The organism is Brevibacterium sp. CCUG 69071 (genome assembly GCF_021023135.1).
GTDB lineage: Bacteria > Actinomycetota > Actinomycetes > Actinomycetales > Brevibacteriaceae > Brevibacterium.
The window spans coordinates 20,399-44,014 of record NZ_PGFV01000005.1 but is presented as its reverse complement, the minus strand read 5'-3'; the positions used below and the strand labels follow the sequence as shown (position 1 = coordinate 44,014).

33 protein-coding genes are annotated in these 23,616 nt (G+C 64.3%); 30 read left to right on the top strand and 3 right to left on the bottom strand.

Going from position 1 to position 23,616, the window contains the following annotated elements; genetic code table 11:
• The 21 genes from rplD to map all read left to right on the top strand — a co-directional run bounded on the left by rplD (position 1) and on the right by map (position 11,457).
• Positions 1–654, top strand: a complete 654-nt coding sequence (gene rplD / locus CV023_RS14190) for a 50S ribosomal protein L4 (protein ID WP_230746761.1) — start codon at positions 1–3, stop codon at positions 652–654.
• A complete protein-coding gene (gene rplW, locus CV023_RS14185; RefSeq protein ID WP_166970643.1) occupies positions 651–950 on the top strand; it encodes a 50S ribosomal protein L23 in 300 nt (99 codons plus the stop codon). The genes rplD and rplW overlap by 4 nt, the downstream gene beginning before the upstream one ends.
• A gap of 30 nt (positions 951–980) precedes the next feature.
• A complete protein-coding gene (rplB, locus tag CV023_RS14180) occupies positions 981–1,817 on the top strand; it encodes a 50S ribosomal protein L2 (protein ID WP_230746759.1) in 837 nt (278 codons plus the stop codon).
• 15 nt (positions 1,818–1,832) lie between these two features.
• On the top strand, positions 1,833–2,114 hold the full coding sequence (gene rpsS / locus CV023_RS14175) for a 30S ribosomal protein S19 (RefSeq protein WP_230746756.1): 282 nt from the start codon (positions 1,833–1,835) through the stop codon (positions 2,112–2,114).
• A gap of 42 nt (positions 2,115–2,156) precedes the next feature.
• A complete protein-coding gene (gene rplV / locus CV023_RS14170; RefSeq protein ID WP_230746751.1) occupies positions 2,157–2,543 on the top strand; it encodes a 50S ribosomal protein L22 in 387 nt (128 codons plus the stop codon).
• Positions 2,543–3,358, top strand: a complete 816-nt coding sequence (rpsC, locus tag CV023_RS14165; RefSeq protein WP_230746748.1) for a 30S ribosomal protein S3 — start codon at positions 2,543–2,545, stop codon at positions 3,356–3,358. The genes rplV and rpsC overlap by 1 nt, the downstream gene beginning before the upstream one ends.
• A 3-nt stretch (positions 3,359–3,361) precedes the next feature.
• Positions 3,362–3,778 carry a 50S ribosomal protein L16 gene (rplP, locus tag CV023_RS14160; protein ID WP_230746746.1) on the top strand — a complete coding sequence of 139 codons (417 nt, stop codon included), beginning with the start codon at positions 3,362–3,364 and terminating at the stop codon, positions 3,776–3,778.
• A gap of 2 nt (positions 3,779–3,780) precedes the next feature.
• Positions 3,781–4,032 (top strand): 50S ribosomal protein L29, encoded by a 252-nt coding sequence (rpmC, locus tag CV023_RS14155; protein WP_230747230.1) that lies wholly within the window; start codon positions 3,781–3,783, stop codon positions 4,030–4,032.
• Positions 4,032–4,319 (top strand): 30S ribosomal protein S17, encoded by a 288-nt coding sequence (gene rpsQ / locus CV023_RS14150; protein WP_230746738.1) that lies wholly within the window; start codon positions 4,032–4,034, stop codon positions 4,317–4,319. The genes rpmC and rpsQ overlap by 1 nt, the downstream gene beginning before the upstream one ends.
• 150 nt (positions 4,320–4,469) lie before the next feature.
• The gene (rplN, locus tag CV023_RS14145) at positions 4,470–4,838 is read left to right on the top strand and encodes a 50S ribosomal protein L14 (RefSeq protein WP_230746731.1); all 369 of its coding nucleotides are present in this window, start codon (positions 4,470–4,472) and stop codon (positions 4,836–4,838) included.
• Between the two features lie 2 nt (positions 4,839–4,840).
• Positions 4,841–5,209, top strand: a complete 369-nt coding sequence (gene rplX, locus CV023_RS14140) for a 50S ribosomal protein L24 (protein ID WP_230746726.1) — start codon at positions 4,841–4,843, stop codon at positions 5,207–5,209.
• A complete protein-coding gene (gene rplE, locus CV023_RS14135) occupies positions 5,209–5,778 on the top strand; it encodes a 50S ribosomal protein L5 (protein WP_230746724.1) in 570 nt (189 codons plus the stop codon). Before rplX ends, rplE begins: the two co-directional genes overlap by 1 nt.
• 66 nt (positions 5,779–5,844) lie before the next feature.
• Positions 5,845–6,243, top strand: coding sequence for a 30S ribosomal protein S8 (gene rpsH / locus CV023_RS14130; RefSeq protein WP_230746714.1), 399 nt, complete (start codon positions 5,845–5,847; stop codon positions 6,241–6,243).
• A 16-nt stretch (positions 6,244–6,259) separates the two neighbouring features.
• Positions 6,260–6,796: a 50S ribosomal protein L6 gene (rplF, locus tag CV023_RS14125; RefSeq protein ID WP_230746708.1), complete on the top strand. Its 537-nt coding sequence runs from the start codon at positions 6,260–6,262 to the stop codon at positions 6,794–6,796.
• A 2-nt stretch (positions 6,797–6,798) separates the two neighbouring features.
• Positions 6,799–7,179: a 50S ribosomal protein L18 gene (gene rplR, locus CV023_RS14120; RefSeq protein ID WP_230746707.1), complete on the top strand. Its 381-nt coding sequence runs from the start codon at positions 6,799–6,801 to the stop codon at positions 7,177–7,179.
• Entirely contained in the window at positions 7,176–7,868 is a 693-nt protein-coding gene (gene rpsE, locus CV023_RS14115; protein ID WP_230746702.1) for a 30S ribosomal protein S5, read from the top strand. Before rplR ends, rpsE begins: the two co-directional genes overlap by 4 nt.
• Complete coding sequence (rpmD, locus tag CV023_RS14110; protein ID WP_230746697.1) at positions 7,868–8,050, top strand: 50S ribosomal protein L30; 183 nt, start codon at positions 7,868–7,870, stop codon at positions 8,048–8,050. Before rpsE ends, rpmD begins: the two co-directional genes overlap by 1 nt.
• 1 nt (position 8,051) lies before the next feature.
• A complete protein-coding gene (rplO, locus tag CV023_RS14105; protein ID WP_230746687.1) occupies positions 8,052–8,504 on the top strand; it encodes a 50S ribosomal protein L15 in 453 nt (150 codons plus the stop codon).
• Between the two features lie 200 nt (positions 8,505–8,704).
• Entirely contained in the window at positions 8,705–10,006 is a 1,302-nt protein-coding gene (gene secY, locus CV023_RS14100) for a preprotein translocase subunit SecY (RefSeq protein ID WP_230746678.1), read from the top strand.
• A gap of 51 nt (positions 10,007–10,057) precedes the next feature.
• Positions 10,058–10,624: an adenylate kinase gene (locus CV023_RS14095; protein WP_230746670.1), complete on the top strand. Its 567-nt coding sequence runs from the start codon at positions 10,058–10,060 to the stop codon at positions 10,622–10,624.
• Positions 10,621–11,457, top strand: a complete 837-nt coding sequence (gene map / locus CV023_RS14090) for a type I methionyl aminopeptidase (RefSeq protein ID WP_230746668.1) — start codon at positions 10,621–10,623, stop codon at positions 11,455–11,457. The genes CV023_RS14095 and map overlap by 4 nt, the downstream gene beginning before the upstream one ends.
• On the opposite strand, the gene CV023_RS14085 is transcribed toward map, so the two are convergent.
• Positions 11,454–11,693, bottom strand: coding sequence for a hypothetical protein (locus tag CV023_RS14085; protein WP_230746659.1), 240 nt, complete (start codon positions 11,691–11,693; stop codon positions 11,454–11,456). The two genes, map and CV023_RS14085, sit on opposite strands and share 4 nt — an antisense overlap.
• Before the next feature lie 77 nt (positions 11,694–11,770).
• Between CV023_RS14085 and CV023_RS14080 the strand changes: the two genes are divergently transcribed.
• On the top strand, positions 11,771–12,655 hold the full coding sequence (locus CV023_RS14080; RefSeq protein WP_230746657.1) for a PaaX family transcriptional regulator: 885 nt from the start codon (positions 11,771–11,773) through the stop codon (positions 12,653–12,655).
• A 2-nt stretch (positions 12,656–12,657) separates the two neighbouring features.
• Here CV023_RS14080 and CV023_RS14075 read toward each other — a convergent pair whose 3' ends face one another.
• Positions 12,658–13,809 (bottom strand): MalY/PatB family protein, encoded by a 1,152-nt coding sequence (locus CV023_RS14075; protein ID WP_230746655.1) that lies wholly within the window; start codon positions 13,807–13,809, stop codon positions 12,658–12,660.
• 208 nt (positions 13,810–14,017) lie between these two features.
• Between CV023_RS14075 and CV023_RS14070 the strand changes: the two genes are divergently transcribed.
• From CV023_RS14070 to rplQ, 8 genes are all read left to right on the top strand, one after another.
• Positions 14,018–17,041 carry an alpha/beta hydrolase gene (locus CV023_RS14070; RefSeq protein WP_230746644.1) on the top strand — a complete coding sequence of 1,008 codons (3,024 nt, stop codon included), beginning with the start codon at positions 14,018–14,020 and terminating at the stop codon, positions 17,039–17,041.
• A gap of 118 nt (positions 17,042–17,159) precedes the next feature.
• Positions 17,160–18,434, top strand: coding sequence for an MFS transporter (locus tag CV023_RS14065; protein WP_230746641.1), 1,275 nt, complete (start codon positions 17,160–17,162; stop codon positions 18,432–18,434).
• 236 nt (positions 18,435–18,670) lie between these two features.
• Positions 18,671–18,892, top strand: a complete 222-nt coding sequence (gene infA, locus CV023_RS14060; protein WP_009379245.1) for a translation initiation factor IF-1 — start codon at positions 18,671–18,673, stop codon at positions 18,890–18,892.
• A 62-nt stretch (positions 18,893–18,954) separates the two neighbouring features.
• Entirely contained in the window at positions 18,955–19,068 is a 114-nt protein-coding gene (gene rpmJ / locus CV023_RS14055) for a 50S ribosomal protein L36 (protein WP_009884960.1), read from the top strand.
• Between the two features lie 189 nt (positions 19,069–19,257).
• Positions 19,258–19,626, top strand: coding sequence for a 30S ribosomal protein S13 (gene rpsM / locus CV023_RS14050; protein WP_025777905.1), 369 nt, complete (start codon positions 19,258–19,260; stop codon positions 19,624–19,626).
• A gap of 52 nt (positions 19,627–19,678) precedes the next feature.
• Positions 19,679–20,083 carry a 30S ribosomal protein S11 gene (rpsK, locus tag CV023_RS14045; protein ID WP_230746638.1) on the top strand — a complete coding sequence of 135 codons (405 nt, stop codon included), beginning with the start codon at positions 19,679–19,681 and terminating at the stop codon, positions 20,081–20,083.
• A 151-nt stretch (positions 20,084–20,234) separates the two neighbouring features.
• Positions 20,235–21,233 (top strand): DNA-directed RNA polymerase subunit alpha, encoded by a 999-nt coding sequence (locus CV023_RS14040; RefSeq protein WP_230746633.1) that lies wholly within the window; start codon positions 20,235–20,237, stop codon positions 21,231–21,233.
• 23 nt (positions 21,234–21,256) lie between these two features.
• On the top strand, positions 21,257–21,811 hold the full coding sequence (gene rplQ, locus CV023_RS14035) for a 50S ribosomal protein L17 (protein WP_230746631.1): 555 nt from the start codon (positions 21,257–21,259) through the stop codon (positions 21,809–21,811).
• 266 nt (positions 21,812–22,077) lie between these two features.
• Here the strand turns inward: rplQ and putP are convergent, their stop codons facing one another.
• A complete protein-coding gene (gene putP / locus CV023_RS14030) occupies positions 22,078–23,598 on the bottom strand; it encodes a sodium/proline symporter PutP (protein ID WP_230746629.1) in 1,521 nt (506 codons plus the stop codon).
• Between the last annotated feature and the right edge of the window lie 18 nt (positions 23,599–23,616).

Below are 23,616 nucleotides of genomic sequence, written 5' to 3'. Positions count from 1 at the left end.
ATGACTGATGTCAAGACAGTCGACGTCCTCGACGCCGCCGGTGCCAAGGCCGGTTCCGTTGATCTGCCCGCCGAGGTCTTCGGTGTGCCGACCAACGTGCCGCTGATCCACCAGGTCGTCGTCGCCCAGCTGGCAGCAGCCCGCCAGGGAACGCACAAGACCAAGACCCGCTCCGAGGTCCGCGGTGGTGGCCGCAAGCCCTACCGTCAGAAGGGAACCGGCAACGCCCGTCAGGGTTCGATCCGCGCTCCTCAGTACAACGGCGGTGGAATCGTCCACGGACCGGTGCCCCGCGACTACTCGCAGCGGACGCCGAAGAAGATGAAGGCCGCCGCCCTGCGCGGTGCGCTGTCCGATCGTGCACGCCTCGATCAGGTCTTCGTGCTGAAGAACCTGATCTCCGGCGATGCGCCGTCGACCAAGCAGGCGAAGGCCGCACTGGCCGGCCTGTCCGACCGTAAGAACACCCTCGTGGTGCTCGACCGTGACGACGAGCTCACCTACCTGAGCGTGCGCAACCTGCCTCACGTCCACGTGCTCACCTCCGATCAGCTCAACACCTATGATGTGCTGCTCGCCGATGACATCGTGTTCACCGAGGCCGCGCTGCAGTCGTTCCTGGGCGGAAACCGCGAATCGGAGGACGCATCATGAGTCTGAACTTCAAGGACCCGCGCGACATCATCGTCGCACCGGTCGTCTCGGAGAAGACCTACAGTCTGATGGATGAGGGGAAGTACACCTTCATCGTCGACCAGAACTCGAACAAAACCGAGATCAAGCACGCCATTGAATCGATCTTCGATGTGCAGGTCGCCAAGGTCAACACCCTGAATCGCCAGGGCAAGCGCCGCCGCACCCGCACCGGTTGGGGAAAGCGCAAGGACACCAAGCGTGCCATTGTCGCCCTCAAGGACGGATCGATCGACATCTTCGGTGGATCGCTCTAAGCGATCCTTCGTCAAAGAAGGACAAGACTCATGGGAATCCGTAAGCACAAGCCGACGACTCCGGGCCGCCGTGGCTCGTCGGTCGCCGACTTCGTCGAAGTGACCCGGTCTACACCGGAGAAGTCGCTTCTGCGTCCGCTGCCCAAGCGCGGCGGCCGCAACAGTCAGGGACGCGTGACCACTCGCCATCAGGGCGGCGGTCACAAGCGTCAGTACCGTGTCATCGACTTCCGCCGCCATGACAAAGATGGCGTTCCGGCGAAGGTGGCACACATCGAATACGACCCGAACCGCACCGCGCGGATCGCTCTGCTGCACTACGCAGACGGAGAGAAGCGCTACATCATCGCCCCGCAGAACCTCAAGCAGGGCGCACAGGTGGAAGCCGGACCGGGTGCAGACATCAAGCCGGGCAACAACCTCGCCCTGCGCAATGTCCCCGTCGGCACCGTGGTGCACGCAGTTGAGATGCGTCCCGGTGGCGGAGCCAAGATCGCCCGTTCTGCCGGTTCGTCCGTGCAGCTCGTGGCGAAGTACGGCCGTTTCGCTCAGCTGCGGATGCCTTCGGGCGAAATCCGCAACGTCGATGCGCGCTGCCGTGCCACGATCGGCGAGGTCGGCAATGCCGAGCAGTCGAACATCAGCTGGGGCAAAGCAGGCCGGATGCGTTGGAAGGGCAAGCGCCCCTCCGTGCGTGGTGTCGTCATGAACCCGATCGATCACCCGCATGGTGGTGGCGAGGGCCGTACCTCGGGTGGTCGTCACCCGGTCAGCCCGTGGGGTCAGCCAGAAGGCCGCACACGCCGGCCGAACAAAGAGAGCGACAAGTACATCGTGCGCCGTCGCCGGACCGGCAAGAAGCGCTGATTGGAGTACTGACTTATGCCTCGTAGCCTCAAAAAGGGTCCTTTCGTCGACGAACACCTCTACCAGAAGGTGGCTCGCCAGAACGAGAAGAGCACCAAAAACGTCATCAAAACATGGTCTCGTCGCTCGATGATCATCCCGGACTTCCTGGGACACACCATCGCAGTACATGACGGACGCAAGCATGTCCCTGTCTTCATCACCGAATCGATGGTCGGACACAAGCTTGGCGAGTTCGCACCGACACGGACGTTCCGTGGCCACGAAAAGGACGATCGCAAGGGTCGCCGCCGCTGAGGCGGGGGACTCGAGCGATCCTAGACAAGAGAGAAGGAAGCGATGGAAGCCAAGGCTAAGGCGCGTTACCTGCGCGTCACGCCTCGCAAGGCTCGGCGCGTCGTCGACCTCATTCGTGGTCAGCAGGCGACCGAAGCACTTGCAGTGTTGAAGTTTGCAGAACAGTCGGCATCAGATCCGATTTACAAGCTCGTTGCCTCCGGCATCGCCAATGCGCGTGTCCGGGCCGACGAGACAGGCGTTGCGTTCGACGAGAACGAACTGGTCATCTCCGAAGCATTCGTGGACGAGGGACCGACCATGAAGCGGTTCCGCCCGCGTGCTCAGGGTCGCGCTTTTCGCATTGAGAAGCGCACAAGCCACGTGACCGTGGTCCTGGCCAGCGGTGACGACCTGCCTCAGCGCAAGAGCCGGAAGGGGAACCGCTAATGGGCCAGAAGATCAATCCGAACGGATTCCGTCTCGGAATCACCACGGATCACAAGTCCAAGTGGTTCGCTGACTCGACGAAGCCGGGTCAGCGTTACAAGGACTACGTGCTCGAAGATGTGAAGATCCGCGAACTGATGACCAAGGGCCTCGAACGGGCCGGCATCTCGAAGGTCAACATCGAGCGCACACGTGATCGTGTCCGCGTGGACATCCACACCGCACGTCCGGGCATCGTCATCGGACGCCGCGGAGCCGAAGCCGATCGCATCCGCGGTCAGCTCGAGAAGCTCACCGGCAAGCAGATTCAGCTCAACATCCTTGAGGTGAAGAACCCCGAGATCGACGCGCAGCTCGTCGCTCAGGGCGTTGCCGAGCAGCTCGCCAGCCGTGTGGCCTTCCGCCGCGCGATGCGCAAGGCGATCCAGAGCGCTCAGCGTGCCGGTGCCAAGGGCATCCGCGTGCAGTGCTCGGGCCGCCTCGGCGGTGCTGAGATGAGCCGTTCCGAGTTCTACCGCGAAGGCCGTGTGCCCCTGCACACCCTGCGCGCGAACATCGACTACGGTCTCCACGAAGCCCACACCACGTTCGGACGCATCGGCGTCAAGGTGTGGATCTACAAGGGCGACATGACCGACAAGGAGCTTGCCGCCGAGCAGGCCAAGGCTCCTGCTGCTCGTGGCCCCAAGGGCCGTGGGCGTGGTCGTGGTGGCCGCGGACGTGGTCAGGAAGGCGCACCGCGCCGAGGTGACCAGGCCCGTAACACTGAGAACAGCGCCGAAGCCCCCGCGGCTGAGGCCGGATCGGAGGGCTGAGCCATGTTGATCCCTCGTCGAGTGAAGTTCCGCAAGCAGCACCACCCCAAGCGGGGCGGCGCAGCGAAGGGTGGCACCACGGTGTCATTCGGTGACTACGGCATCCAGGCTCTCGAGCCCGCCTATGTCACGAACCGGCAGATCGAGGCCGCACGTATTGCCATGACGCGCTACATCAAGCGCGGTGGCAAGGTGTGGATCAACATCTACCCAGACCAGCCGCTGACGAAGAAGCCTGCCGAGACCCGCATGGGTTCCGGTAAGGGTTCGCCGGAGTGGTGGGTCGCCAATGTCAAGCCGGGACGGGTCATGTTCGAACTCGCCGGTGTGTCCGAGGAAGTTGCTCGTGAGGCCCTGCGTCTCGCGATTCACAAGCTTCCGCTCAAGGCCCGCATCGTGGCCCGCGAAGGTGGTGAGTGAGTATGGCAATCGGTTCGAAGAACCTTTCCATCGACGCACTGGACGGTTTCGACAACGAGCGTCTGCTCGAGGAGCTCAAGAAGGCCAAGGCCGAGCTCTTCAACCTGCGTTTCCAGTCGGCCACCGGCCAGCTGGAGAGCCACGGCCGACTCAAGGCAGTGCGTCGCGACATCGCTCGTATCTACACCGTGCTCAACGAGCGGGAGTTGGACATCCGTCCGAACCCCGCCGACGCTAAGGAAGAGGACAAGTGATGGCGGAGACCACGAAGCCGGAGTCCGCGGCTGCGGAGCGCAACACCCGCAAGACTGTGCGTGGATACGTTGTGTCCGACAAGATGCAGAAGACCATCGTCGTCGAGGTTGAGGAGCGGATGAAGCACCGCCTCTACGGCAAGGTCCTGCGCAAGTCGGTCAAGTACAAGGTGCACGATGAGGAGAACAGCGCCGGCATCGGCGACCTCGTCCTCGTGGCCGAGACGCGGCCGGTTTCGGCCGCGAAACGCTGGCGGCTCGTCGAGATCATCGAACGCGCCAAGTAAGCCAACGCCGTCCCTCCCACCCGGTCCCGCCCGCGGCCCTGTCCCAGGGTCGCGGGCGGCCACCGGGAATGGGGCGAAATGTCAATGAATCCGTTCCGCAAGGCTCATGCATATCACGCGTGAGAACCAGCGCGACGACAGGAGAAAATAGTGATTCAGCAAGAGTCGCGACTCAAAGTCGCCGACAACACTGGCGCCAAGCAGATCCTGGCCATCAGGATCCTGGGTGGCTCCGGTCGGCGCTACGCCTCGATCGGTGACACCATCGTGGCCACCGTCAAGGACGCTATCCCTGGTGGAAACGTGAAGAAGGGTGACGTCGTCAAGGCCGTCATCGTTCGCACGGCCAAGGAGCGTCGCCGTCCCGACGGTTCGTACATCAAGTTCGACGAGAATGCAGCTGTCATCCTCAAGAACGACGGCGAACCGCGCGGAACCCGTATCTTCGGACCCGTGGGGCGCGAACTGCGCGATAAGAAGTTCATGAAGATCGTCTCCCTGGCACCGGAGGTGTTGTGAGCATGGCGGACAAGCTCAAGATCAAGAAGGGCGATCTCGTCCAGGTGATCGCAGGCGCTCGTGAGTCACGGGGCGGCGACCGGGGGAAGCAGGGCAAGGTCCTTGCCGTCTACCCCGAGCGCAACCGCGTCCTCGTCGAGGGCGTCAACCGCGTGATCAAGCACAAGAAGGCAACGCAGACTCAGGCCGGCGGCACCGCCGGCGGTCGTGAGACTCACGAAGCCCCCATCCACGTGTCCAACGTGGCGCTCGTTGATCCCAAGGACAACAAGCCCACCCGCGTCGGATACCGCGAGGAGAGCGTCGAGCGCGACGGTCGCACCAAGACCGTTCGGGTTCGCTACTCGCGTCGCACCGGGGAGGAGATCTGATGACGGAAACAACCACCAGCCGTCCCGCGCCACGTCTCAAGCAGGTCTACCGCGAAGAGATCGTGAGCAAGCTGCAGGACGAGTTCAACTACGCCAACCCCATGCAGGTTCCCGGTCTGACCAAGGTCGTCGTGAACATGGGTGTGGGAGACGCAGCACGCGATTCCAAGCTGATCGAAGGCGCCGTCAACGACCTGACCCTGATCACCGGTCAGAAGCCGGTCGTGACGCGGGCCCGCAAGTCCATCGCACAGTTCAAGCTGCGCGAAGGTCAGCCCATCGGCGCCCACGTGACCATGCGCGGAGCTCGGATGTGGGAATTCGTCGACCGTGTCATCTCGCTGGCACTTCCGCGAATCCGCGACTTCCGCGGCCTCTCGGATCGTCAGTTCGACGGCAACGGAAACTACACCTTCGGTCTCACGGAGCAGTCGATGTTCCACGAGATCGACCAGGATCGCATCGACCGTGTCCGTGGTATGGACATCACCGTTGTGACCACGGCGGCGACCGACGATGAGGGACGTGCACTGCTGCGTCACCTCGGGTTCCCGTTCAAGACAAAATAATCGCTACGTTGCAGGTCCAAGCACGAATGTGGGCGGAAACCGTAACGAGGAAGGGCTGGAGCCCAAATGACAATGACTGATCCAGTCGCAGACATGCTGACACGTCTGCGCAACGCCAACTCGGCTTACCACGAGGACGTCAGCATGCCGTTCTCGAAGCTGAAGTCGAATATCGCTGAGATCCTCAAGAGCGAGGGCTACATCACCGACTGGAGCGTCGAAGACGCTCAGGTCGGCAAGACCCTGCTCCTGGACCTTAAGTTCGGTCCCAACCGTGAGCGTTCGATCGCCGGCCTCCGCCGCGTGTCGAAGCCCGGACTCCGCGTCTACGCGAAGTCGACCAACTTGCCCAAGGTCCTCGGTGGACTCGGCATCGCCATCCTGTCGACCTCCTCAGGTCTCCTGACGGACCGACAGGCCGCAAAGAAAGGTGTGGGTGGGGAAGTCCTCGCCTACGTCTGGTAAGGAAGGAGAGAGAAGTATGTCACGCATTGGCAAGAACCCGATCTCCGTTCCCAGCGGCGTCGAGGTCAAGGTCGACGGCCAGGATGTCGCCGTCAAGGGACCGAAGGGCGAACTGTCCGTCACCATCGCCGAGCCGATCACCGTATCGCTCGAAGACGGCGTCGTGACGGTGGAGCGTCCGGACGAGGAGCGCGAATCGCGTTCCCTGCACGGCCTCTCCCGCACCCTGATCAACAACATGGTCGTCGGTGTGACCGAGGGCTACTCGAAGTCCCTCGAGATCGTCGGCACCGGTTACCGTGTGCTGGCCAAGGGATCGAACCTCGAGTTCGCTCTCGGCTACAGCCACTCGATCACCGTCGAACCTCCTGAGGGCATCTCCTTCAGCGTCGACGGACAGACCAAGCTGGCGGTCCACGGCATCGACAAGCAGCTGGTCGGAGAGACCGCTGCCAACATCCGGAAGCTGCGCAAGCCTGAACCCTACAAGGGCAAGGGTGTGCGCTACGCCGGCGAAAATGTCCGTCGCAAAGTCGGAAAGGCTGGTAAGTAAAGATGGCCTTTGGCAAGAAGGAAAGCTACGGCAAGGGCAGGGCTGCGGCTCGCAAGCGTCGTCACGCACGTCTGCGCAAGCATGTCAGCGGTACGGCCGAACGTCCTCGTCTCTCAGTGACTCGTTCAACGCGCCACGTCTTTGTCCAGGTCATCGACGACACCGTCGGCAAGACCCTGATCTCGGCCTCCACCATGGAAGCGGATCTGCGGACATTCGACGGTGACAAGACCGGCAAGGCCCGCAAGGTCGGCGAGCTGGTTGCTCAGCGCGCCAAGGACGCCGGAATCGAAGCCGTCGTGTTCGACCGCGGGGGCAACGCCTACCACGGTCGCGTGCAGGCGATCGCCGAAGGTGCCCGTGAAGGAGGATTGGCCCTATGAGCACTGAAGAGAACAACGAACAGCAGGCATCTGCCGAGACCCGCACCGACAACAGCGGTGACCGCTCCTCCCGTGGCCGCGGCCAGGGTGGACAGGGCGGCCAGGGTCGCGGACGCGGCGAAGGCGGCGGACGCGGCGGTCGCGGCGGACGCGGCGACCGTGAAGAGAAGAACCAGTTCATCGAGCACGTCGTCACGATCAACCGCGTGTCGAAGGTCGTCAAGGGCGGACGTCGGTTCTCCTTCACGGCACTCGTCGTCGTCGGTGACGGAGACGGCATGGTCGGAATGGGCTACGGCAAGGCGAAGGAAGTTCCTGCAGCCATTGCCAAGGGTGTCGAGGAGGCGAAGAAGAACTTCTTCCGCGTTCCCCGCATCCAGAAGACCATTCCCCACCCGGTCCAGGGCGAGGAAGCAGCCGGCGTCGTCCTGCTGCGTCCGGCTGCCCCCGGTACCGGTGTCATCGCCGGCGGACCCGTCCGCGCGGTGCTCGATGCCGCAGGCGTCCAGGACATCCTGTCCAAGTCGCTGGGTTCGTCGAACGCAATCAACATCGTGCACGCGGCCATCACTGCTCTCAAGAGCCTTGAGCGTCCCGAGGAAGTCGCGGCTCGCCGTGGACTGCCCGTGGACGAGGTCGCACCGCACGCGCTGCTTCGCGCAGCGGCAGAAAGCGGGGCGAAGTCCTGATGGCAAAGCTCAAAGTTACTCAGCGCAAATCCGAAATCGGCGGCAAGCAGAACCAGCGTGATTCGCTGCGTTCGCTTGGGCTGAAGCGGATCGACGACGTCGTGGTGCACGAGGATCGCCCGGAGATCCGGGGCATGATCAACGTCGTGCGTCACCTCGTGACTGTGGAAGAGGTCGATTGATATGTCGAACAACGACTCACTGAAGCTCCACGACCTCCGTCCCGCCCCCGGAGCCAAGACCGCGAAGACCCGTGTGGGTCGCGGTGAGGCTTCGAAGGGCAAGACGGCCGGTCGCGGAACCAAGGGCACCAAGGCCCGTTACCAGGTCCCTGCCGGCTTCGAGGGTGGACAGACACCCATGCAGATGCGTCTGCCGAAGCTGCGCGGATTCAAGAACCCGGCCAAGGTGACGTTCCAGGTTGTCAACCTCGACAAGCTGTCATCCCTGTTCCCCGAGGGCGGAGACGTCACCGTCGCCGACCTCGTGGCCAAGGGTGCCGTGCGTCCCAAGCAGCCTGTGAAGGTTCTCGGCACCGGTGAGATCACCGTGGCCCTGAACATCACTGCGGACAAGTTCTCGGGCTCTGCCGTCGAGAAGATCCAGGCAGCAGGCGGAAGCGCCACAGGAGCCTGAACAGCTCCCGCACAGCGGGTCTGAGGTTTCTCTGAAGAAGGGGACGGCCACATTGTGGCCGTCCCCTTCTGCGTGCCGTCTCGCAGAGCTCGCCGGTTTCGGTCCAGGCCCCTGATCCTGGTAGTCTTTTGCAGGTATTTGTCTCATTCGCCAGGTCGCGGCCGCGACCCTGACTTTCCATCCCCCAACGAGGAGGACGCTTGATCGGCGCAATCCGGAGGGCTTTCAGAACGCCCGACCTGAGGAACAAACTCCTCTTCACCCTGGGCATTCTTGTCATCTTCCGACTCGGATCGTTCATCCCTTCCCCCGGCATCGACTACACCCAGGTCCAGGAATGCGTTGCGTCCCCGCAGCTCAACGAGGGCGGATTCGCGATGATCAACCTCTTCAGCGGCGGCGCGCTGCTGCAGCTGTCGATCTTCGCTCTGGGCATCATGCCCTACATCACCGCCAGCATCATCGTGCAGCTCCTGCGCGTGGTCATTCCGCGCTTCGAGTCCCTGCACAAAGAAGGCGCCTCCGGTCAGGCGAAGCTGACGCAGTACACGCGCTACCTGACCATCGGCCTCGCCGTGCTCAACTCGACGACGCTGATCGCCACTGTCCGTTCGGGCGCGCTGTTCGGCGGCATCGAAGGCTGTGACAACCTCATCGTCAATGACACCTGGTGGGGCATCGCGGTCCTCGTCCTCACCCTCACCGCCGGCACCGGCCTGATCATGTGGCTCGGCGAGCAGATCACCGAACACGGAGTCGGCAACGGCATGTCGCTGCTCATCTTCACCTCGGTGGCCGCGGCCTTCCCGTCCTCGCTGGGAGCCATCCTCCGCGAGCAGGGCGTCGATATCTTCATCATCGTCCTCGCGGTCGGACTCGTCCTCGTCGCGCTCGTCGTCTTCGTCGAGCAGTCGCAGCGACGCGTGCCCGTGCAGTACGCCAAGCGCATGGTCGGCCGGCGAATGTTCGGCGGCACCTCGACCTACATCCCGATCAAGGTCAACATGGCCGGCGTGATCCCCGTGATCTTCGCCTCCTCGGTTCTCTACCTGCCCAGCCTGGTCTCGCAGTTCGGCGATCCGGAGAGCCCGTGGGTCGAATGGATCAACACCTACTTCACCCGCGGTGACCACCCGCTCTACATCACGGTCTATGCGCTGCTGACGATCTTCTTCGCCTACTTCTATGTGGCGATCACGTTCAACCCCGAAGAGGTCGCGGACAACATGAAGAAGTACGGCGGCTTCATCCCGGGCATCCGCGCGGGACGCCCCACAGCGGACTACCTGAGCTTCGTGCTCAGCCGCATCAACTTCCCGGGCTCCCTGTACCTGGCGTTCGTCGCGCTGATCCCGCTGATCGCGCTGGTGCTCATCAACGCGAACCAGAACTTCCCGTTCGGCGGCACCTCACTGCTCATCGTCGTCGGCGTCGGGCTCGAGACCGTCAAGCAGATCGACGCGCAGATGCAGCAGCGCCACTACGAAGGTCTGCTGCGCTGATCTGACGCAGTCACCCAGAGACCGCGGAAATCCATTGGAAGAAGGACACTCATGAGTTCACGCATCATCCTGATCGGCCCTCCCGGCGCCGGCAAGGGCACCCAGGCTGCCCGACTCTCCGAGGCGCTCGGCGTCCCGGCGATCTCGACCGGTGACATCTTCCGGGCGAACGTGAAGGGTGAGACTGAACTCGGCACACTCGCCAAGCGGTATATGGACGCCGGAGAATACGTCCCCGACGAGGTGACGAACTCCATGGTCGCCGATCGACTCGCCCAGGATGATGCCGCCGAGGGCTTCCTGCTCGACGGATACCCCCGCACCAGCGCCCAGGTCGACGAACTCGATCGGATGCTGGCAGCGGAGGGCAAGGAGATCGAACACGTCGTCGAGCTCACCGCCGACACCGACGAGGTCGTCGCCCGTCTGCTGGCCCGGGCACAGACCGAGGGACGCAGCGACGACAGCGAGGACGTGGTGCGTCACCGCCTCGACGTCTACGAAGAACAGACTCAGCCGCTGACCGACATCTACCGCGAACGCGGTCTCCTGCGTCAGGTCGACGGGCTCGGCGAGGTCTCCGAGATCACCGAGCGCATCCTCGACACCATTCGATGATCTTCGGTCCCCGGATCGAACTCAAGACCGCTCAGCAGCTGCTGAGCATGCGCAAGGCGGGCCTGGTCACACACGCTGTGCTCGACGCAGCACGGGCAGCCGCGGTCCCGGGTGCCACCACCGCCGAGGTGGACGCCGCCGCCGAGGCCGTCATCGACGCGGCCGGAGCCGCTCCGAACTTCAAGGGCTATCAGGGTTTCCCCGCCGTCGTCTGCATCTCCGTCAATGAGGAGATCGTGCACGGGATCCCCGGGTCGCGAGTGCTCGAAGAGGGAGACCTCGTCTCCATCGACGGCGGCGCGATCGTCGAAGGCTTCCACGGAGACTCGGCGATCACCATGATCGTCGGCGGTGAGCAATGCGCCTCGGCCGCCGATCTCGCACTGTCCCGTGCCACTGAGGCAGCGATGTGGGCGGGGATCGCCGCGTTCGCCACGGGGACGAAGGTCAGCGACATCGGCGATGCGATCGACGATTTCGTGTCCGAAGCCCACCCGGAACTCGGGCTGGTCGAGGAATTCACCGGACACGGGATCGGCACCTCCATGCACATGACGCCCGAGGTGCTCAACTACCGTGCGAAGTCGAACGGTCCGAAGATCAAGCCGGGGATGTGCCTGGCGATCGAACCGATGCTCACCGCCGGCGGTTCCGAGACCGTGACCTTGGCCGACGACTGGACCGCCGTCACCGCCGATGGGTCACGGGCCAGCCATTGGGAGCACAGCGTGGCCAGGCATGACGGGGGAGTCTGGGTACTCACTGCTGAGGATGGGGGAGTGGCCGGTCTGGCACCCTTCGGGATCACCCCGGTGGCGCCGACTGCCGACTAGACGGCGGAGCGCAGATTCCGCTGGCGCGACCTGGTCACGATGTAGACGGCGACGAATGTTCCGGAACCGGCCATCAGGCTGAGTGCGAACATCCAGGTGGCGGTCTCCACGATCTCGAATCCGAAGAGTTCGAACACGCAGAAGGCGAGGAATGCCGTGATGGCAGCCGCCAGGACTCCTGAGACCTTGGCAGAGTGGTAGGTCCGACGGTCGAGTTCGTACTTCTCGTCATCCATGACGCAACTCCTTGAGTCGAGCTTGAGCGATGCAGGTGCCCGGCACGGGGCCTTGTGATTCACGTTATGATCTGCCCATGACAGGTGTCCAACACGATACGAAACGTCGGCCAGATGTGGGTGATCGCTATCGGCTCACGCGCAGCGCCTTCGACGTCGTCTCGGCCTTCGGCTGCCTGCGCGCGCGTGCCCTGCCCGGCCCTGTCATCGTCGCGGTCCTGGCCGAACACGGCTACTCGTCATCCAGCGTGCACAACCAGCTCGTGCGGATGGTCAACCGCGGGATCATCACGAGCCGTCGGCACGGACGGGTCGGCGTCTACCGCCTCGGCGAACAGCTCCTGTCCGGTTTCATGGACATCTCAGGCGAGAGCACGGCCCCGGGATACGAGGGCCGCCTCCACGCGGCCGCCTACTCGATCCCCGAGACCGAGCGGCTGCTGCGCGACCGCTTCCAGTACACGGCGCGCTACCTCGGCTACCGACAGCTGCGACCGGGGCTGATGATCGGCTTCGCCGACGGCTCGGCACAGCTCCATGCCCAGCTTCCGCTCGTCGCGGCCCCGAGCTGGTTCGAGACCTTCACGATCGCACCCGAGAATGTGGATTCCGCCCGACGCATGAGCGCGCCGGCATTCGAACTCGCCGCCGCGCTCCAGGAGCTGCCCGGTCTCGAAGCACAGCTGTCCGAGCTCAGCTGCGGCGGCGCCACTCCGGGCGGGGGAGTCCCGGAGATGTCGATCACGAAGTTCTTCGACCTCTACTTCGCCGTGGCCCGCGCGGTTCTCGCGCACCCGATTCTGCCCACGGAGCTGGTCGGCGCCGACCAGCCCGCGAGACGCTTCCGCGAACTGATGTCCCGGTGCAATCTCGAATATCTTCTGCGCTTCGATCAGAGGGTGCTGGAGATCGCCGGGGCCTCCTCCTCATTCGATCTCATCGAATGGCTGCCGGTGAGCTGAGTTCACAGGGCCTGGGCGATCCGCTCGACCGCCTCGGTGAGCAGCGGGCGGGGGAGAGCGAAATTGAGCCGGATGTGCCCGGACCCGACCTCCCCGCACAGGCGCCCCTCGGTGACGGCCACCCCGGCCCGGTCGTTGAAGTGCTTGGCCAGGCCTTCACTCAGCCCGTATCCGCGCAGGTCCAGCCAGGCGAGGTACGTGCCCTCGGGAGGCAGGTAGGTGGCGTTGGGCAGGAGGGTGCCGATGAGATCGGTGAGGTGATCGCGGTTGCCCTTCAGGTACGCGGTGATCTCGGCCAGCCAGTCGGCTCCCTGGGTGTAGGCGGCCGTGGTGGCCAGGATCCCCGGGTTCGACGCCGCTCCGGAGACGAAGCCGCCGCGCCGGGCCCAGACCGCGCGGTCCTCGGGATTGGTCAGGATCAGCTGCGCACACTTGAGCCCGGGGATGTTGAAGGCCTTGGATGCGGCGGTCGCGGTCGTCGTATGCGCGGCAGTGGTCTCATTGAGGCCGGCATAGGGCAGATGCCGGGCGGGATCGAAGACGAGCGGTGCATGGATCTCGTCGGAGAACACGCGTGCCCGGTTGGCCTCGACCACCTCGGCGAGCCGAAGCAGCTCATCCTCGCCGTAGACCTTGCCGATCGGGTTGTGGGGATTGCACAGGACGAGCGTCGCACCCGGCACCAGAGCCGCGTCGATGGCCTCGTAGTCGATCGCCCAGCCGGTCTCCGAGCGGATCATCGGCACTTCGATGAGCTCCCTGTCGGTCACCTTTGCGACCTCGAAGAAGGGCATGTACGCGGGGGTCGGCAGAACGATCGGGGTGCCGGCCGGGGTCAGATGCGTGAGCACCCCGATGAAGGCGGCGATGACGTCGCTGGCGAGCTCGATGTGCTCGGCCGGGACGGCCCAGCCGCAGTGCCCGGCATAGAACGTCGAGGTGGCCGACTTGAGGTCGGCGGTGACGTCGTAGGGCGCATAGCCGAAGAGGTCGCGGTCATCGATCTCGCGCAGAGCCTGCCGGACGGCAGGGGCGACTCCGAAGTCCATCTCCGCGATGAAGGCGCCGATGGATCCGGGGAAGCTCGACCATTTGCGGCCGCCCTTGGCGACGAGGGATTCCTGTGTGATCGAGTCCAGGTCCAGCATGCTCATTCTCCTTCGACGGTCGCGGTGGTGTGATCGGGACGCCTCGGGACGGTCGAGGCGGCTGCTCCGATGCTCACGCTAGCAGGAGACGGACACACGTCGAGGCGGGGAATGACTTCCGGCGTCACTCCTGCATGGACGCGCTGAGGTCACGAACAGATAACGAAAAGTTTGAAAACTCGCTGAACGTTATCTGTGCGTTACTATAGCCGCTATGACCCGAATCACATTCAAGGGGTCTTCGCGTGTTCTCGGAGCGTCGGTCATCGGCGCTTCGATGCTGTTGGCAGGCGGTTCGCCCGCCCTCGCCACGGATTCAGCGGAGCCGACCCAGTCCACCCAGCAGACTTCCCCCGAACCTCAGTCCGAGCATCCCGCGGACGAACTCGAGATCACACTCGGCATCGACGCCGAGGTGGAGGCCTCGACCGAACTCACCATCCCCATCACCGTCCGCGGCAGCGAAGCCACGACGGTGAAGATCGTCCACGCCTCGAACAACGAGACCGTTGCGGGCAGCGAGACCGAACTCGACGCGGAGAACGGAACGCTGGCAGGCGACCTCGACGGCTCCGGCCTCGAACCCGGCACCTACATCATCAAGTCCGACGACGATCTCAAGAGCAGCGAGGACTTCACCGTCGTCGCACCGGAAACCCCGAGTGAGTCACCGAGCAGCACCCCGAGTCCGAGCGAACCCGGAGACGGCGAGGAGACCGCCGGGCCCGGCGAGTCACCGGCCGCGACCGACGAGCCGAGTGAGGGCCCGAGTGAGGACCCCGCCGCGGTGCCCGGCGGCCTCGACGAGTACTACCCGGAGCTTGCGAAGGAGCTGTTCGGCCAGGACGACGGCACCTACAAGATCTCCGACCCGAAGGGCGGCGGCAAAGGCGCCGGCAACATTCCCTCCGGACTCGGCACGTACTACAACCAGGACGTCGACCTCAGCGCGGAGAACTGCGGAAAGCTCGGCTACCCCGAAGAAGAGACTGGGTTTGCTGAACGCATCGGACGCGCCCCGGAGTGCGGGTACGTCATCGCCCCCATCGACGCGAAGAACCCCGAGGCGGGCAATGTCGCCATCGCCATGATGAAGGTCCCGGCCGGCAAGATCGTCGACGGCAAGTTCGTCAAGACGAAGTCCCAGGGAACCGTGGCCTGGAACCCCGGCGGACCGGGCGGTTCCGGCATGACCCTCGGAGTCGCGGGTGCCCTCTACGAGCCGGACCTGGCCGCGAACTTCGACCTCGTCGGCTTCGACCCCCGCGGCACCGGCGGCTCGATGCCGTTCTCGCAGTGCTCGACCGATGAGCAGATCGACGCCGACCGCGCCGAGGACGCCTGGGCGGGAGACCGCGACGACGCCGAGGACGTGCTCAACGACCAGGCCGAGCGTTTCGCCAACGACTGCATCGAGAACACCGGCAAGCTCTTCGACCTCGGTGCAGGCGGCCAGGAGAACCTGATGAAGCACCTGGGCACCTGGGATGCCGTGGGCGACCTCGACCTCATCCGCTCGACCAGCCAGGACGACAAGCTCGACTTCATCGGCTTCTCCTACGGCACTCGCCTCGGCTACGTCTACGCCCAGAAGTTCCCGAACAGCGTCGGCCGCCTCGTCCTCGACGGTGCCGTCGACCCGGGCAACGTCTCCGCCTACAAGGCACTCAAAGACATCAACAAAGACCCGCAGGCCTACCTCGACGCCAGCGGCAAGATCGTGGCGGCCGAGGATGCCGAAGAGGACGCGGACGATTCGGTCAACCAGATCGCCGGGTTCCAAGGCACCTTCGAAGAATTCGCCCTCGACTGCTCGGCCAAGGGCGCCGAGGGAATCACCTGGGGCGAGGCCTACCCGAATGCGAAGCTGCCCGTTGAGCTCAAGTCCGAGGCCTTCACCTGCGCCCTCGGCGACGGGATCTCCGACCGCAAGGAACTCACCACCGCGGTGCAGACGATCCTGCGATCCCTCGAGGGCAGTCCGGTGCCCACCGGCATCGACGGCGATGACCGTCAGGTCACCTTCGGCGACGCCCGCACGGGTGTTATCCAGGCCCTGTACTCCGAGTCCCTGTGGGCAGATCTCGCCTACGGGCTGAGCGAACTCAAGGAAGGGGAGTCCGCCGGAGCGCTGATGACCCTCGCCGATGCCTACAACGAACGCAATCCGGAGTCGGGCCACTACGATCCGATGCTCCAGGCGTTCACGAACATCCGCTGCACGGATGAGAACAGCTTCGGGGACAAGCCGGACATCGACGCACTCCGCGACCTCGCCAAGCGCTACGACGAGGCCGGTCCCTTCCAGTCCGCTTCGGTCTCGCCGGGAGTCTACGACTACTGCGACTTCTGGAAGTTCAAGGGCACCCTGCCCAAGCCGGAGAAGCTGACCGCGGTGCCGAACATCCTCGTGGTCTCGACTTCACACGACTCGGCCACGCCGTATGCCTCGGGAGTCAAGCTGGCTCGCACGATCGACGGCAGCCTGCTCTCGGTCTCCGGTGCCTCGCACACCTCGTACATGTCGAATGATGAGAACAAGGCGTGCACCGACGATACGGTGAACAACTTCCTGTTCAAGGGCACGCTGCCGAAGCTCGGCGACTTCGGACCGAAGCTGCCGAAACCGGACACCGCCGTCGACGACCGCGGGGAGACCATCACTCTGCCCAACCGGTGCAAGATGGACACCTTCCGCGCCGACGACTTCACCCTGTCCAAGAACGAAGTCCGTGCCGGCGACGACCTGACGGCCACGGTCGAACACCTCGGCTCCGAGCAGAGCTACACCGTGGCCTTCGAGACCGGGGGCACGCTGGGAACGCTGTCCACCGACAACGGCGGCAACGCCTCCGGCACCGTGAGTGTGCCCGCCGATGCCAAGCCCGGCACCTACGTCGTCCAGGTCCTCGACGCTGACTCCAAGACCGCGGCGAACACCATGCTGACGGTCGTCGGTGAGGACGACGGCAAGGGCGACGACGGCAAGGGCGACGACGGCGGCAAGGACGGCGACGATGACGATCCGAAGGGCGGCGGTGACGCCTCCGACGGCGGAAACGGCGGATCCTCGGACGGCTCATCCGATGGTGAGGACAACAACGGCAACGGCTCCGGCGGAGGCAGCCTGCCCCGCACCGGTGCCGAGATCTGGCCGCTGCTCGCCGGGGCGCTGGCCCTGCTCACCGCCGGCGGACTCGTCTATCGGGCCTCGCGGCGCAGGGTCGCAGCGCACTGATCCCCAGCGACACCGCAGGCGCGGTTCGCTGAGGCCATAGAGTAGAACCGGACACGAGAGCCGGGAGCGGATCACCGTCCGCTCCCGGCTCTCTCGCTCAGTCAACAGGAGGACGACGATGTCTCCGACGCCGCGCTCGACCTTCCGCCGCAACCAGTGGTCGCTCAGTCTCGCCCAGCTGTTCTCGGGCATCGGCATCGCCACCGGATTCGCCGTGGGCGGCATCCTCGCCGAGCGGCTGACCGGACGGACGGAGTTGGCCGGCTTCGCGCAGACGGCGTCCATCCTCGGCGCAGGCCTCCTCGCCGTCCCGCTGGCCAGGCTCGCAGCCCGGCACAGCCGCCGATTGGCCCTCGGCTGCGGCTATGGGATCGCGCTGGCCGGAGCGGTGCTCATCGTCTCTGCGATCGTGGGCTCCCATGACATCGTCTTCTTCCTCGGCATGGCCTGCTTCGGCGCCGCCACCGCCGCGGGACTCCAAGGCAGATACGCCGCCACCGACGCCGCACCGGAGCACCTCAAGGGATCGGCGATGTCCGTGGTGGTGTGGGCGACGACCATCGGCTCGGTGGCCGGGCCGAACCTCTCGGAACCCGGGACCCGCCTCGGCGCGGCCCTGGGCATCGATCCTCTCGCCGGTCCCTTCGCGATCGCCATTCTCGCCTTCCTGCTGTCCCTGCTCAGCGTGCTGTTCCTGCGGAGGGTCTCCCCTGTGGTCCGGGCAGAGAGCGGATCGGGGGAGGCGCACCGGCCTCGCCGAGGCGGTACCTGGGCGGCCATCCGCTCCTCGCCGAGTGCGCTGATGGGACTGCTCACGGTCATCACCGGACACATGATCATGGTCGCGACGATGGTGATGACGCCCCTGCACATGGACCATCACGGTCTGGGGCTGGGACTCATCGGCATCACCATCGGCGGACACATCTTCGGCATGTACGGGCTCTCACCGGTGTTCGGCCTCCTCAGCGACCGGTACTCGCCCGGACGGGTGATTCTCCTCGGACACGGACTCTTCGCCGTCTCGCTCGTGCTCGGCCTCATCGACGCTCTGGGCGAGTCCTCGTTCCTCCGACTCTCGATCGCCCTGTTCTTCCTCGGCGTCGGCTGGTCGGCCTGCCTCATCGCCGGGTCGACGCTGCTGACGAAGGAGATCGACGAGGAGCACCGGGTGGCGGTGCAGGGCCTCTCCGATGCGGGAATGAACATCGGGGCCGCCGGACTCGCGGCCGCGGCGGGTCCGCTGCTGGCCGTCGGGGGCTTCGCCTGGATCACCGCTGTGGGCTTCACGGTGCTCGCGATCGCCGTCATCGCCAGCCTGCGGGCGGGGTACGGGACCCGGCGCACGCGGCCGAGCGAGGACCGCCTCGGCGACGGTGAAGGACGATTGTAAGGGACTTCACGTCGGGAAGCCAGGACCGTGTGGAAGATCTTTCACAGATCGTGTAGGGTTGATGATTGGTCTGTTCTCACTCAACTCACCCCTTTTCAGTTGTGGGCGGCATCTGCCATCCGCAACTTTTCATGTGGTGGGGAGAACACAGTCCATGGGGTCATCGGCATTGAGTCGGTGATACACGATTACGTCGAACGCGAAGGTTTCGCGGGAATACGAGGTTTGCGAACGATATGGCCAAAAAAGAAGGGGTCATTGAGATCGAAGGCACCGTTGTCGAGGCTCTCCCGAACGCATCGTTTCGGGTCGAGCTGAGCAACGGGCACAAGGTGCTCGCTCACATCTCCGGAAAGATGCGGCAGCACTATATTCGAATCCTGCCCGAGGACCGGGTCATCGTGGAGCTGTCTCCATACGATCTCTCGCGTGGACGAATCGTTTACCGCTACAAGTAAAGATCTTCGATCATTCGAGTCGTACTCCCGAGAGGGAGTAGGGGCCGGAAGAAGGAATAACGATGAAGGTTAAGCCCAGCGTCAAGAAGATCTGCGAAAATTGCCAGATTACCCGCCGTCACGGTCGGGTCATCGTCATCTGCTCCAACCCGCGCCACAAGCAGCGCCAGGGTTGAGCAGCTCTTCGAGCAGATCGAAGCACCCGTGAGGGGCTTCAGCAGCACCACACCCGCGCAGACCTCGCCACCTGCACGTGCCTCTGAGGCACAGGCAGGACGATACCTTCGGTCGGGGGCCGAGGACCTTGGTTCGCCAAGGACAGGTCTGCATCAGCACCTCCGAAACAACAACAGGAGCTAGTACCTATGGCACGACTTGCCGGAGTCGACATTCCACGCGAAAAGCGCGTGGAAGTCGCCTTGACTTACATCTATGGTGTGGGCCGCACCCGTGCGCGCCAGACCCTGACCGAAACGGGAATCAGCCCTGATACCCGTGTGAAGGACTTGAGCGACGCGGAGCTCGTCCAGCTGCGTGACTACATCGAGGGCACATTCCAGGTTGAGGGTGACCTCCGTCGTGAGGTGGCCGCCGATATTCGCCGCAAGGTCGAGATCGGAAGCTATGAAGGCCTGCGTCACCGCCGCGGTCTCCCGGTTCGCGGACAGCGGACCAAGACGAATGCGCGTACCCGCAAGGGACCGAAGCGCACCGTGGCCGGTAAGAAGAAGTAACATGCTCACCCGGTTGACCATGGTCAACCACCTCGATCAGGAGTAAAAACACATGCCTCCCAAGTCACGCGCCGCAACAGCGCGTAAGCCTCGCCGCAAGCTGAAGAAGAATATCGTCGCCGGCCAGGCTCACATCAAATCCACCTTCAACAACACCATCGTGTCGATCACCGATCCGACCGGTGCTGTCATCTCCTGGGCCTCCTCAGGTGAGGTCGGCTTCAAGGGTTCGCGCAAGTCGACGCCCTACGCCGCGCAGATGGCTGCGGAATCCGCCGCCCGCCGCGCGCAGGAACACGGCCTGAAGAAGGTCGACGTGTTCGTCAAGGGACCGGGCTCGGGCCGCGAAACCGCGATCCGCTCCCTGCAGGCCGCCGGCCTGGAACTGGGCACCATTCAGGATGTCACCCCGGTTCCGTTCAACGGCTGCCGTCCCCCTAAGCGCCGCCGCGGCTGATCCTTCCGTGGATCTGCAACGGATGTCGGGCAATCGCCCGGCATCGGTCGCAGAACGGATTCCCAGATAACCCGAACCGTTCTTCATGGCTCAAGGCCATGACGTGCAGTGCGAACGTCATATAGCGGATGTTCGCTGAAAGGAAGCCCACGTGCTCATTGCACAGCGCCCAACGCTCACGGAAGAAGTCGTCTCCGAGAACCGGTCACGGTTCGCCATCGAACCGCTCGAGCCCGGATTCGGCTACACCCTCGGAAACTCTCTTCGCCGCACCCTGCTGTCGTCGATCCCTGGCGCCTCCGTCACCTCGATCCGCATCGACGGAGTGCTCCACGAATTCAGCACCGTGCCGGGAGTGAAAGAGGATGTCACCGAGTTCATCCTCAACCTGAAGTCCCTGGTCGTCTCGTCCGAATTCGACGAACCGGTCGTCGCCTACCTGCGCAAGCAGGGCCCGGGCACCGTGACCGCCGCCGATGTGTCGGCCCCCGCCGGGGTCGAGATCCACAACCCGGATCTGCACATCGCCACGCTGAACGGCGAGGGTCGTCTGGACATGGAACTGACCATCGAACGCGGACGCGGATACGTGTCGAGCGCGCAGAACAAGAACGCGGATGCAGAGATCGGCCGGGTTCCGGTCGATTCGATCTACTCTCCGGTTCTCAAGGTCACCTACAAGGTCGAGGCTACTCGTGTCGAGCAGCGCACCGACTTCGACCGTCTGGTCCTCGACATCGAAACCAAGCCGTCGATGACCCCGCGCGATGCCATCGCATCTGCGGGTAAGACACTGGTCGAGCTCTTCGGCCTGGCTCGGGAACTCAATGTCGAAGCCGAAGGCATCGAGATCGGACCCTCGCCGGTGGACGCAGCCCTGGCTGCCGACCTGGCGCTGGCCATCGAAGACCTCGATCTGACCGTGCGCTCCTACAACTGCCTCAAGCGCGAAGGCATCCACACCGTCGGCGAACTCGTTGCTCGCAGCGAAGCCGACCTCATGGATATCCGCAACTTTGGTTCGAAGTCGATCGACGAGGTCAAAGCCAAGCTCAACGAGCTGGGCTTGAGCCTCAAGGACAGTCCTGCCGGGTTCGAACCCGGACTCGTTGATGAGGACCAGTCCTACGTCGAAGACGAACAGTACTGATTTAGACCTAGGAGTAACTCACTATGCCAACCCCAACCAAGGGTCCGCGTCTCGGCGGTTCCCCCACACACGAGCGGCTCATGCTCAACAACATGGCCGCCCAGCTGTTCGAGCACAAGCAGATCACCACGACCGTGACCAAGGCCAAGCGCCTGCGTCCGGTGGCGGAACGTCTGATCACCTCGGCGAAGAAGGGCGACCTCGCCTCGCGTCGTCGCGTGCTCACGCAGATCACCGACAAGTCGATCGTGCATGAGCTCTTCACCTCGATCGCCGAGACCATGGCCGAGCGTCCCGGTGGCTACACCCGCATCACCAAGATCGGACCCCGCCCCGGCGACAATGCGCCGATGGCCGTCATCGAACTGGTCCTCGAGCCCTACTCGCCGAAGCAGGCCACGGTCAAGGAAGCCGAGCAGGCCACCGAGACCGCTGCCGCAGCACCGGCTGCCGACGAGACCGCCGAGGCTGACGCCGACGCCGTCGAGTCCGAGGTCGTCGAGACCGAAGAGGTCGTCGCTGAGGCTCCGGCCGAAGAGGCTGCCGCTGACGAGGAAGCCGCCGACGAGACCAAGTAAGGTCGTACTCGCGCAGCGCTGACGCTCTCGCACACTTCGGGCGGGCACCCACCACGGGCGCCCGCCCGAAGTGCATTCACACGGCAGTAGGACCGCGCTGCGGTGGGGTGTGAGAGCGGTGAGGTGCGGACGGCGCTGCGGTAGGACCACACATCGGTGAGAGCGCTCATCGGTGGAAGCAGAGACAGAGAACGGCGCCCCCTCTCCCAATGTTCCTGGGAGAGGAGGCGCCGCAGTGTGTCAGGGTGACAGCGGGCGGTCCGGGGTCAGCGGACCCGCGAGAGCTTCACGGACTCGTCGAACTCCGCATCGGCCTGAGCATCCGGTCGGTAGGTGAACCGGCTGACGATGACGGCGACGATGAGGTTGACCGCGAAGCCTGGGATGATCTCGTAGACAGCGTCGGTGAGCGGGGTGCTCACCTGTCCCCAGACGAAGGCGACGACGGCACCCGAGAGCAGTCCGAACAGGGCGCCCCAGTTGCTCAGCCGCTTCCAGAACAGCGTGAGCAGGACGACCGGGCCGAAGGACGCGCCGAAGCCGGCCCAGGCGAAGGCCACGAGGTCGAGAATGCTGTTCGACGGTGAGATCGCCAAGAGGACGGCGATGACGGCGACGACGAGAATCCCCAGGCGACCGAGGAGGACATAGGTCTTGTCCTGCAGGGTCCTGGTCGAGCCCGTGCGCAGCGCCACGATCTTGAACAGATCCTCGATGAGCGCGGACGAGGTGACGACCAGCTGGGAGGACACCGTCGACATGATCGCAGCGAGGACGGCGGCGAGCACCAGACCGGCGATGAACGGGTGGAACAGGATCTGAGCCAGGTCGAGGAACACCGTCTCCGGGTCTGCGGGCTCCATGTCGGCATGTTCGGAGAAGTAGGAGATGCCCACGATCGCCGTGGCGATCGCACCGAGAGCCGAGATGCCCATCCAGCCCACGCCGATCCGACGGGCGACTCTGGCATCGGCCGGTGAGCGCAGCGCCATGAACCGGACGATGATGTGCGGCTGACCGAAGTAGCCGAGACCCCACGCCAGTGCTGAGATGACAGCCAAGTAGGTGCCGCCGGCCCAGAAGGGTCCGCTGCCGGCCAGATTGAGCAGGCTCGGATCGATGTTCCGGACATTCGAGATGACGTTTGCGGGACCACCGGCGTTCAACACCGCGACGATCGGCACGGCGATGAGCGCTGCGAACATGAGCAGGCCCTGCGCGACATCGGTCAGCGTGGCGCCGAGGAAACCGCCGAACAGGGTGTAGACCATCGTGATCGCCGCAACGAGGAGCATCCCGGCCAGATAGTTGAGACCGAAGCTCGATTCGAAGAACTTCCCGGCCGCGACCATGCCCGAGGAGACGTAGAAGGTGAAGAAGACGAGGATGATGACTCCGCAGACGATGCGGAGCAGGCGCGTATTGTCCTTGAGGCGCTGCTCGAAGAAGCTGGGAATGGTGATCGAATCACCGGCCTGCTCCGTGAAGGCGCGCAGTCGAGGAGCGACGAACTTCCAGTTCACCCAGGCACCGACCGTGAGTCCCACGGCGATCCAGGCTTCGACGAGGCCAGAGAGGTAGATGGCTCCCGGGAGACCCATCAACAGCCATCCCGACATGTCGGAGGCCCCTGCGCTCAGAGCCGCGACACTCGGGCGCAGACCGCGGCCGGCCAGCATGTAATCGTCGAGGCTGTTCTTGGTCTTGCGATAGGCGAACCAGCCGATGGCCAGCATCCCCGCGAAGTAGAGGATGATGGCGATTGTGCGGAAGGTGGTTTCCGTCATTGTCAGTGAGTCTCCTTA